This is a genomic window from Micromonospora musae (assembly GCF_003626635.1).
In the GTDB taxonomy this organism is placed as follows: domain Bacteria; phylum Actinomycetota; class Actinomycetes; order Mycobacteriales; family Micromonosporaceae; genus Micromonospora; species Micromonospora musae.
Map to the genome: position 1 here is coordinate 283,812 of NZ_RAZT01000011.1, position 8,531 is coordinate 292,342.

General features: G+C 70.8%; 11 protein-coding genes. 4 read left to right on the forward strand and 7 right to left on the reverse strand.

Annotated features, from left to right (window positions below):
- Positions 1-31 precede the first annotated feature (31 nt).
- A complete protein-coding gene (locus D7044_RS32460) occupies positions 32-328 on the reverse strand; it encodes a WXG100 family type VII secretion target (protein ID WP_158609416.1) in 297 nt (98 codons plus the stop codon).
- A gap of 238 nt (positions 329-566) precedes the next feature.
- Between D7044_RS32460 and D7044_RS22925 the strand changes: the two genes are divergently transcribed.
- Together D7044_RS22925 and D7044_RS22930 are read left to right on the forward strand one after the other, a co-directional pair.
- Positions 567-1,268, forward strand: coding sequence for a hypothetical protein (locus D7044_RS22925; protein ID WP_120690144.1), 702 nt, complete (start codon positions 567-569; stop codon positions 1,266-1,268).
- Positions 1,269-1,285: 17 nt separating this feature from the next.
- Entirely contained in the window at positions 1,286-1,729 is a 444-nt protein-coding gene (locus D7044_RS22930) for a DUF4333 domain-containing protein (protein ID WP_120684439.1), read from the forward strand.
- A 102-nt stretch (positions 1,730-1,831) separates the two neighbouring features.
- Here the strand turns inward: D7044_RS22930 and D7044_RS22935 are convergent, their stop codons facing one another.
- Positions 1,832-2,878, reverse strand: coding sequence for a DUF1996 domain-containing protein (locus tag D7044_RS22935; protein ID WP_120690145.1), 1,047 nt, complete (start codon positions 2,876-2,878; stop codon positions 1,832-1,834).
- Between the two features lie 129 nt (positions 2,879-3,007).
- Positions 3,008-3,553, reverse strand: coding sequence for a TetR/AcrR family transcriptional regulator (locus tag D7044_RS22940; RefSeq protein WP_120684435.1), 546 nt, complete (start codon positions 3,551-3,553; stop codon positions 3,008-3,010).
- A gap of 153 nt (positions 3,554-3,706) precedes the next feature.
- On the opposite strand from D7044_RS22940, the gene D7044_RS22945 reads away from it, so the two are divergent.
- Entirely contained in the window at positions 3,707-4,549 is an 843-nt protein-coding gene (locus D7044_RS22945; RefSeq protein WP_120690161.1) for an oxidoreductase, read from the forward strand.
- Positions 4,550-4,686: 137 nt separating this feature from the next.
- Here the strand turns inward: D7044_RS22945 and D7044_RS22950 are convergent, their stop codons facing one another.
- The 4 genes from D7044_RS22950 to D7044_RS32465 form a co-directional block, all read right to left on the reverse strand.
- On the reverse strand, positions 4,687-5,094 hold the full coding sequence (locus D7044_RS22950; RefSeq protein WP_120684431.1) for a hypothetical protein: 408 nt from the start codon (positions 5,092-5,094) through the stop codon (positions 4,687-4,689).
- Positions 5,091-5,540: a hypothetical protein gene (locus tag D7044_RS22955; RefSeq protein WP_120684429.1), complete on the reverse strand. Its 450-nt coding sequence runs from the start codon at positions 5,538-5,540 to the stop codon at positions 5,091-5,093. Before D7044_RS22955 ends, D7044_RS22950 begins: the two co-directional genes overlap by 4 nt.
- 530 nt (positions 5,541-6,070) lie before the next feature.
- On the reverse strand, positions 6,071-7,129 hold the full coding sequence (gene trpS / locus D7044_RS22960; protein ID WP_120684427.1) for a tryptophan--tRNA ligase: 1,059 nt from the start codon (positions 7,127-7,129) through the stop codon (positions 6,071-6,073).
- Positions 7,130-7,219: 90 nt separating this feature from the next.
- Complete coding sequence (locus tag D7044_RS32465) at positions 7,220-7,393, reverse strand: hypothetical protein (protein ID WP_158609415.1); 174 nt, start codon at positions 7,391-7,393, stop codon at positions 7,220-7,222.
- A gap of 138 nt (positions 7,394-7,531) precedes the next feature.
- Here D7044_RS32465 and D7044_RS22970 point away from each other — a divergent pair, with 138 nt between their 5' ends.
- Positions 7,532-7,783, forward strand: coding sequence for an SCO4848 family membrane protein (locus D7044_RS22970; protein ID WP_120690162.1), 252 nt, complete (start codon positions 7,532-7,534; stop codon positions 7,781-7,783).
- Positions 7,784-8,531: the final 748 nt, after the last annotated feature.

Sequence of the window (8,531 nt, forward strand, 5' to 3'; positions counted from 1 at the left end):
CTCACCACGCGGCCCCGACGCCGTCCGGTCGTCAGCGGCTGAGGCTGTTCGCGGTCTGCGTGTCGGTGTCGGTGAAGGCGTCGCTGACCTGCGTGAGGTACTGGCTGATGCCCTCCATGCCGTGCAGCGTCTGGTCCACGCTGCCCTTGTACTCCTCGAAGTACGGCCCGAACTGCTGCTGCGCGCCCGGGGTGTTGTAGCCGCCCTGGATCAGCGTGTCGATCTTGCTCTTGGCCTGCGTCATCCCGTCGAGCAGCGTCTGCATGTTCTGCTGCAGCCAGCTCGCCGACTCCTGGATGTCCTCGCTGACGATGTGGTAAGTAGCCACGTTTCCGCTCCCTCGTGTCCTCGGGTCTCTCCGGCTCGTGAGGCGGTCTCTCGTGGACCGTCTTTCGCCGTTGCCGCCACCCACACGGACGGTGCCCCGGAACGGTTCAGTGGAAGTTCGGGCTTCGTGATGGGAGCCTCTCTCCGGCACCCCGGTGAACCACTTCGCCGATCCGGCCGTGTGGGAGCCGAACCGCGCGTACGGGCACGGTTCTCCCCGAACACGAGGTAGAGCAGAGATGTTGTTGCGCAGCCGGATCGCGCGGACCGCGATCGCACTGACCAGCCTGGCCGCCCTGGCCGCGTGTGGTGAACAGCAGTCCGGGACGGCGGCGCCGGCCGCCTCGACGGCGGGCGGGCAGCCGAGCCCGACCGTCTCGACCGCGGCGAGCCCGGAGCGGAACCCCGAGGTGGTCGAGGCCCCGACTCCGCTGCCCACGCCCACGGTGGCGAAGACCCAGCGCCGGGTGCAGATCTACAGCGGCCCGGCCAACACCTCGCTCTCCCCGGCGCCGGACAAGGGTCAGGGCAGCAACATCGTGCAGTTGAACGGGACCGCGTCGGCCGACATCGGCACCTACGTCGCCGACGGCAAGGGCATGACCCTCTACCGGTTCGACAAGGACAAGGCGAAGCCGTCGAAGTCCAACTGCAACGGTGACTGCGCGAAGACCTGGCCCCCGCTGCTGATCAAGTCGCCCGGCCAGATCTATCCGAGCGGGATCAACCCGCAGCTGATCGGTTACGTGGAGCGGGCCGACGGCACCTGCCAGGTGACCATCGCCGGCTGGCCGGTCTACCTCTTCGCCAAGGACACCGAGCCGGGCGACATCAAGGGCCAGGGCGTCGGTGGCACCTGGTTCGCGATCAACCCGACCGGGGGCAAGACCAAGCCGCTGCCCGAGGTGATCGGCATGCCCACCCCGGCCGCCGCCCGCTGAGCCCGGAGGAGACGACGATGACCAACCCGTACGGGGGTCCCGACAACAACGGCGCGGCCCCGCCCACCCCGCGTTGGGCGCCCGCCCCACCGCCGCAGTGGGGGCCGGCCGCGACGCCCGCCGCCCGCCCCGCACGCCAGCGGCGGTTCTCTCCGAAGCTCGTGGTGGCTGTGGCCGGCCCGGTCGTGGCCGTCGTCGCGCTGGTGGCCGTGCTCGGCCTGGCCTGGCCCGGCTTCCTCAACCAGAAGGTCTTCGACACGGCGGCGCTACAGCAGGGGGTGCTGACGGTGCTGCGCGACGACTACCAGCTCGACGCGAACAACGTCGCCTGCCCGACGGGCCAGTCGGTGGAGGTGGAGCACCGTTTCTCCTGCTCCGCCCAGGTCGCTGGGGTGCCGAAGACGATCAGCGTCACGGTGAAGTCGTCCGACGGTCGCTTCGAGGTCGGACGGCCGCAGTGAGGCGGCGGGGCGTACTCCGGATCGACGTCACCGGCCCGTCCGGGCGCCGGCGGCCGGGCTGCCGGGACGGGGGCCCGAAGCGGCCCGCCGTCCCGGCGGAGCTCAGCCTTCCCGGCAGCTCTGCCCGCTGTTGAGGCAGGTCACCACCTTCGCCATCAGCGGCTCCGGCATCAGGTTGACGAAGAAGGCGTGATCGGTCAGCGGGCTGTTGCGCTGGCCGTCGAAGGCGTCGATCTGGAAGCGGACGCCCGGTGGAAGGTCGTACGCGAGGGTCATCCGCAGCCGCGGCACCGGGAAGGTGCCGTGCGGGCAGGCGCCCTCCCCGGTGGGAAAGACCAGGTGCGAACGGTGACTCTCGCTGTCCGTCCGCCGGCCGTCCCAGCAGCTCGGGAAGTCGTACACGCGCAGCACCCGGTCACCGGCCGGGCAGGCGGGATAACGGGTGGTGCGCCGCTCCGGCGTGCTGGCGCAGGTCCACGTCGCCGCCGCGTTCGCTCCGCCGTTGGTCACGGCCACGGCGTCCCCGACGGTGCCGGCGAGCTGCTGCGGCATCGCCACCACGTTCCCGCGGGGGTTGCCGGTGAAGGTGAGCGCCACCTCGACCGGCACCTGGATCTCACCCTCGTGCCCGGGGTGGCTCGTCGCCTCGCCGGTGGCGCCGGCCCCGTCGGTCGCACCGGCCCCGTCCGCCGCGACGGTGCGCAGCACCGGCCAGAAGTAGGTCGACCGGTCACCGTTGGGGCAGGTGGTCGCGGCGGCCGCGAGGGTACGGGGGGTCGAGTCGACGGCCGTGGAGACGTTGCCGACGTAGTCGTGCACGTGGTGTGGCTGGCCGGGGAAGCCCGGTGCCATCACGATGTTGGCGGTGTTGCGGTGGCCGTTCTCGTTGCGGCCGCAGTCCCAGGTGAAGGTGCCCGTGGCCGCGCCCGGTGCGGTCGCGGGAGCGGCGGGGCCGGAGGGTACGGACCTGATGTCGACGAAGTCGGGGCCGAGGAGGTTCGCCACCGGCGTGGGCGGGGCGTCCCCGCCCACCTCGACCCGCTGCGCCACGCCGAAGGCGAGCGCGACGAGCAGGAGTTCCAGCACCAGCGTGGCGGCGATCGCCGGACGCCGGGCCGTCCTGCTCCTGGTCCGATCGCTAGGCGGCACGCTGATGCACCCACTCCGGTCGCCTCACCCTGTCGAGGGTAGGGCGGGCGGCTCGGGACGTCCGTCCGGCCGCCTTCGGTGTGATCTGGGCCGAACTCTGGTGTCGCGCGGGCGCGCCGCGGGCCCGGGTCAGTGCGAACCGATGCCGTTGAGCAGCGACTCCACGACCCGGTCGGCGGCCTCGGGCGGCGCGAGATCGGTGAACTGGTGAGCGGCGGTGGAGACCACCTGGTCGAGCAGCGCGCGGAGCCACCCGACCGGTAGGTCGTCCCGGAACAGCCCCTCGTCCACGGCTCGTTCGACGAACCGGTCGAGCCGCCGGCTCTGCTCCCGCGCCCGGGCATACGCGGTCGGATCGCCGCGCATCATCCGGTGCATGTCGACCGGCCACTGCCGACTGACCGGAACGATCCCCTCCACGTAGCGGTGCAGCGCCACCTGTACCGGCGCCTCGTCGAGGCGTGCCTGCTCGAACACGAGGTCGACGTTGTCGAGCTTGGCCATGAAGACGGCGCTGAGCAGAGCTTCCCGGGTGGCGAAGCGCCGGTAGACGGTGCGGCGATCGACCCCGGCCGCGGACGCGATGGTGCTCATGCTGGTCGCCGGATCTTCGGCGAGCAGGCGTGCTCCGGTCCGCAGGACCAGATCGAGGTTTCGCGCCGCATCAGCTCTCATGACCCTGCCGAGATTACACCTGTGCGGCAGCTCACTCGATTAATGCCACGAGCAGGAGGCATGAAGCGATGGAAGTGCTACGTTGGTGTGGCAGTAAGGCTGAGGTGGGTCCCAGGCGTATGCCGCTGGCGGGCCCCGAGAAAGGAAATGATCATGTCGAAGACGTGGCTCATCACCGGTAGCTCCGCGGGCCTTGGCCGGCACCTCGTCGAAGCGGCGCTGGCCGCCGGTGACAACGTGGTGGCGGCCAGTCGTTCTCCGCGGCAGCTCGACGACCTGGCGCTCCGTCACGGCGAACGCCTGCTCGCCGTGAGCCTGGACGTCACCGATCCGGCCGCCGCCCGGACCGTCGTGAACAGCGCCGTCGAGCGCTTCGGCAGCCTCGACGTGCTCGTCAACAACGCCGGCTACGCCACCACGGCCTCCGCGGAGGACTTCCCGGAGGACGAATTCCGCCGCCAGGTCGAGACCAACCTGTTCGGCGTCGTCAACATGACCAAGGCCGCCCTGCCGGTCATGCGTCGCCAGCGCTACGGCCACCTCATCCAGGTCTCCTCGATCGGGGGCCGGGTGGGCGGTACCTCCGGCCTGAGCGCCTACCAGACCGCCAAGTACGGCGTCGAGGGCTACTCCGCAGTCGTCGCCAGCGAGGTGGCGCCGCTCGGCATCAAGGTGACGATCATCGAGCCGGGCGGGCTGCGGACGAACTGGGCCGGCGGTGCGGCGGAGCCCTCGGTGCCGGTCCGCGCCGAGTACGACGACACCGTTGGCAGGTGGCTGCGGATGTTTGCCGACTACTCGGGCAACGAGCCGGGTGACCCGGCGCGGGCCGCCGACGCGATCGTCGAGATCGCCGCGAGCGAGGAACCGCCGCTGCGGCTGCTGCTCGGGTCCGACGCGCTCCAGATCGCCCTGGACCACTCCAGGAACCAGATCACCGAGGCGCAGAAGTGGGCCGAGCTGACCCGGTCCGCCGACTTCGCCGCGTCCGCCTGACGACTCGGCCGGCATACCGCCCTGGTGCCCGCCGATCCTTCCCCGAGGACGCGGACCGGCGGTGGAGCGGATCGAGGTAGCTCCACCGCCGGTCCTGCGCAGACTCCTGACCCGGTCGCCGTGCCGACCGCACGGGGTCAGGAGTCGTGTGGCTGGTCGCCTCTCTCGGTGGACTCCGCCACGGTCGCCCGGATCCGGCGCAGCGTGGCATCGGGCGCCATCACCGCCGCCCGCCACTTCTCCAGTGTCCGGCGCAGCGACCGGACGGCGGCCTCCAACTGATGCACCCTGCTGCGCATCGTGGCCAGCTCCTCGCGGGAGGCGTTCGCCTCGCGTTCGAGTTCGCAGACCCGCGCTCGCAGCGGCTGCACCAGGGTGAGCGCGGCGTCGGTGAGCGTGTCCGCGGCGTCGGCCTTGAACTTGCCCCGCTGGATGATCACCGCGACGATCGCGGCGAGTCCTCCGGCGCTGCCCAGCACGCCGAGCGCGGAGAGCACGGTCTGCAGCCACTGCGGGGCGGCTGGTGATGGTGGCGCGCTGCTCATGCCGCCTCTCCGTTCGGAAGCTCGGTGCTGGTTTCGCGACTGATCAGGGCGATCTGCCGGAGATCGACGACGATCTGCCCGGAGCGCCAGAACGATCCGGCCGACACGGCGACCACGAACGAGATCGCGGCCACTCCCTGCGCGCCCGAGACCGCCGCGATGGCGACCGCGTACATGCCGGTGATCGAGCCGAGCAGCAGCAGCGCTGCCAGCTCGATCCCGAGACCCGTCGACAGCCGTCCGGGCCAGAGGATCCCCGCGAGACCGACCAGGCCACCGACGATCAGGCCGGTCTCCCAGCCGGCCTGGAGCGGAGGTGGCATCGCCAGCGTGACCGACTGTGGTCGGACGTCCAGGAGGATCAGGAAGAGGCCGCAGGGCGGGGCGGCCAGGAGGACGGCGACCTCGAACGGCTGGCGCCGGGAGCGGATCCGGTTGTGCGGCACGAGTACTCCTCGGGCGACTCTGCCGCCTCCATCCGGCGGTGCCCGGGTGATCAGCCGAGCGGCGACAGATGCGCCGATGGTGGTGCCCTCGCGGCTGCGCGACCCGGTTGGAGGCCCGACTGAACGGACGGCATCGAGTGGGGGGTACGACGCGGCGCCGTTGACGGGCCGATAGACAAGTCGTATCACTGGCCCGAAGCCCTCGTCCACTCTGGGGTCAGTCGTATTTCCGCAGGTCAAGCCCGGGGTGGGCGGTTACCCGGCCGCCGAGCGGCGTCTTCGTTCGGCGGACCGGCCGATGGTGCCCGGATGCCGACCGCCCTCCGCACGCGGGGCGTACGGGGGGCGGTCGGGTGAGCGCGCCGGATCAGATGATGATCTTGTACGTGTTCCAGCCGCTGCCCCGCTGAACCGGGTTCTGCGCACGAAGGAGTGAGCCTATCGATGCGAGCGCCGACGGCTACGCCACCGAACAGCTGGATTTGTCTCCTCGTTCCGCGACCGGCCGGGTCTTCCGCAGCCGTCGCGGTTCAACCCTCGGTGGCCAGGACCCGTCCGGCCCGCTCCGCCCGGCGGCGCATCCGGGTGTACGCGCTGGTCAGGCCCATCGCCCGGCGCACCTCGCGCATCGTCTGCCGTACCTCCCGACGGGTCCGTTCGGTGCCGTCGAAGATCAGCTGGTCGACCAGGCCGCGGTCGTCCTCGATCCGTTCCCGGCGCTCCCGGATCGGGTCCAGGAAGCGGTTCAACGCGTCGGTCAGCTTCTCCTTGACCTCGACGTCGCCCACCCGCCCGGCGCGGTAGCGCTCCTTCAGCTCCGCCACCTGTGCCCGATCCGGGTTGAACACGTCGTGGTACGCGAAGACCGGATTCCCCTCGACCGTTCCGGGCACGTCGGCGCGCACCCGGTTCGGGTCGGTGTACATGCCCATGACCTTCCGCCGTACGGCGGCCTCGTCGTCGGAGAGCAGGATCGTGTTGCCCCGACTCTTGCTCATCTTGGCCGCCCCGTCCGTACCGACGAGGGAGGGTGTCTCCGCCTGGATCAGCTCCGGGACCGGGAAGACCGTCCCGTAGAGGCCGTTGAACCGCCGGGCGATCTCCCGGGTCACCTCCACGTGGGCCGCGTTGTCCTTCCCGACCGGTACGACCTGCCCCTTCACGCAGAGGATGTCGGCGGCCTGGAGCACCGGGTAGCCGAGCAGCCCGTATGGCATCTCCTCCTTGCCGGAGTCCCGGGCCATGTCCTTGAGCGACGGCACCCGCTCCAGCCGGGGCACGGTGACCAGGTTCTGCAGGAGCGTGTTCAGGTCGCCGACCTCGGGGATCGCGGACTGGAGGTAGAACGTCGCCCGGGCCGGGTCGACGCCGGCGGCCAGGATGTCGGTGACCATCTCGCGGGCGTTGTCGGCGACCCGTTGAATGTCCTCGCGGGTGTTCCTGGTGGTGAGCATGTGCAGGTCGGCGACGATGAAGAAGCTGTCGTAGCCCTGGTGCAGCCGTACGCGGTTCGCGATGCTGCCGACGTAGTGGCCGAGGTGCAGCCGCCCGGTCGGGCGGTCCCCGGTGAGCATCCGTGCAACGGACATGGTGGTACGCCTCTCGTGCCTGGGAAGAGTGGGTTGACGCGCGGGTGCGCCGGTCGCGGCGACGTCGCCGGACCGGTCAGCGGGATCGGGTCAGTACGCCGTCCGCCATCGCGCGCCGTCGCGGAACCGCAGTCCGCCGGCACGAAGGACATCGAGGATCTGCTCGCGGCCGTCGCCGCGGTGGGCCGGGCCGGTGGATACGCCGAGCGGGAGGTCGTCGCTGCTGGTGACGACCTCCGGCGTGGGGATGCTCGGCCGGGCCATGGCCTCACCGTACACGTCCAGTGGTCTGCCCGGACGCCGAGTTGATCGACCGGAGTCAGTGCGGCCGCACCTCCGAGCGCGATGGCCAGCCCCTTGATCAGGTCGGCTGCCCGGCCACCGCTGGCATACTCGGCTGCCATGGTGTTGTCGCGTGGCTGGGCCCTCTTCCTCACGGGCGTAGGGGTCTGGATGTGGGTGATCTGGCCGAGGTTCGCCGTGGCGATCTGGGACGACCCCCGGTCGTGGTCCGGTGGTGTCTCCGCCCAGGGGTCGCCGACCGCCTTCCTCTGGGTGCACGCCCTCCTGATCGGCGGATCGCTCGCCATCGGCACCGTCGTGGGAGTGCTCGGCGTTCGCGCGTGGTTCGCGGCGCGCGGGCGCGCTCGCTGACGCGGCCGGCTACCGGAAGTTCAGCTGGGACGCCGCTCGCCGCACCGAGGTCGCCGATCGTGCGGGCGAACGGCCTTGCGTTCCGACGTCTCTGAGCCGTCCCGCGCGGAGTGTCCGGGCGGTCGCGGCAGACCGCCGAACGCGGCGTTCACTCGGCGTTCAGGCTCGACGAGAGCGGGCCGGCTCTGGGGTGACCCGCTCTGATCAGCGAAGATAGGCCGGTGGTGATGGTGTGACGCGCGCCGCCCGCCCCCGATTTGACGATCAAACCCGAAGCCGCGTAACTTTCTCTCTGCCAGCGCGGAACGGGGCAAACGGGACGAAAGCCCGGGGGCCTCGGATCGGGATGGTATCGGGATCAGAGCGGCCGCAAGGCCACTCCGGGACCGGTTCCGGGCGGTGCCCCGGATTCGCCGCGAGGCGGATTTGGTGCGGCGAAACCGACCGGGTAAGGTTGACGACCGGCAGGGCACCGGGCGAGCTAGCGGGAGACCGCAGCGGCCGGCCTGCCGAATCCGACGATCAAGCTCAGCGGCTTGCTGCTGCGCGTGATCGACGGTGCCAACCCGTACGAAGCACGACAGACCGGCACAGACCGGTTTGACACGGCGGAAACGGTGAGGTAACGTAGTAAAAGTGCCCGGCGCGAGAGCGGCGGGACGCGGAGCGAAATGCCCCGGATGATGGGCTCCCCTGGTGGGGGTTGTCGGATGGTGTGTGGTTGTTCTTTGAGAACTCAACAGGGTGC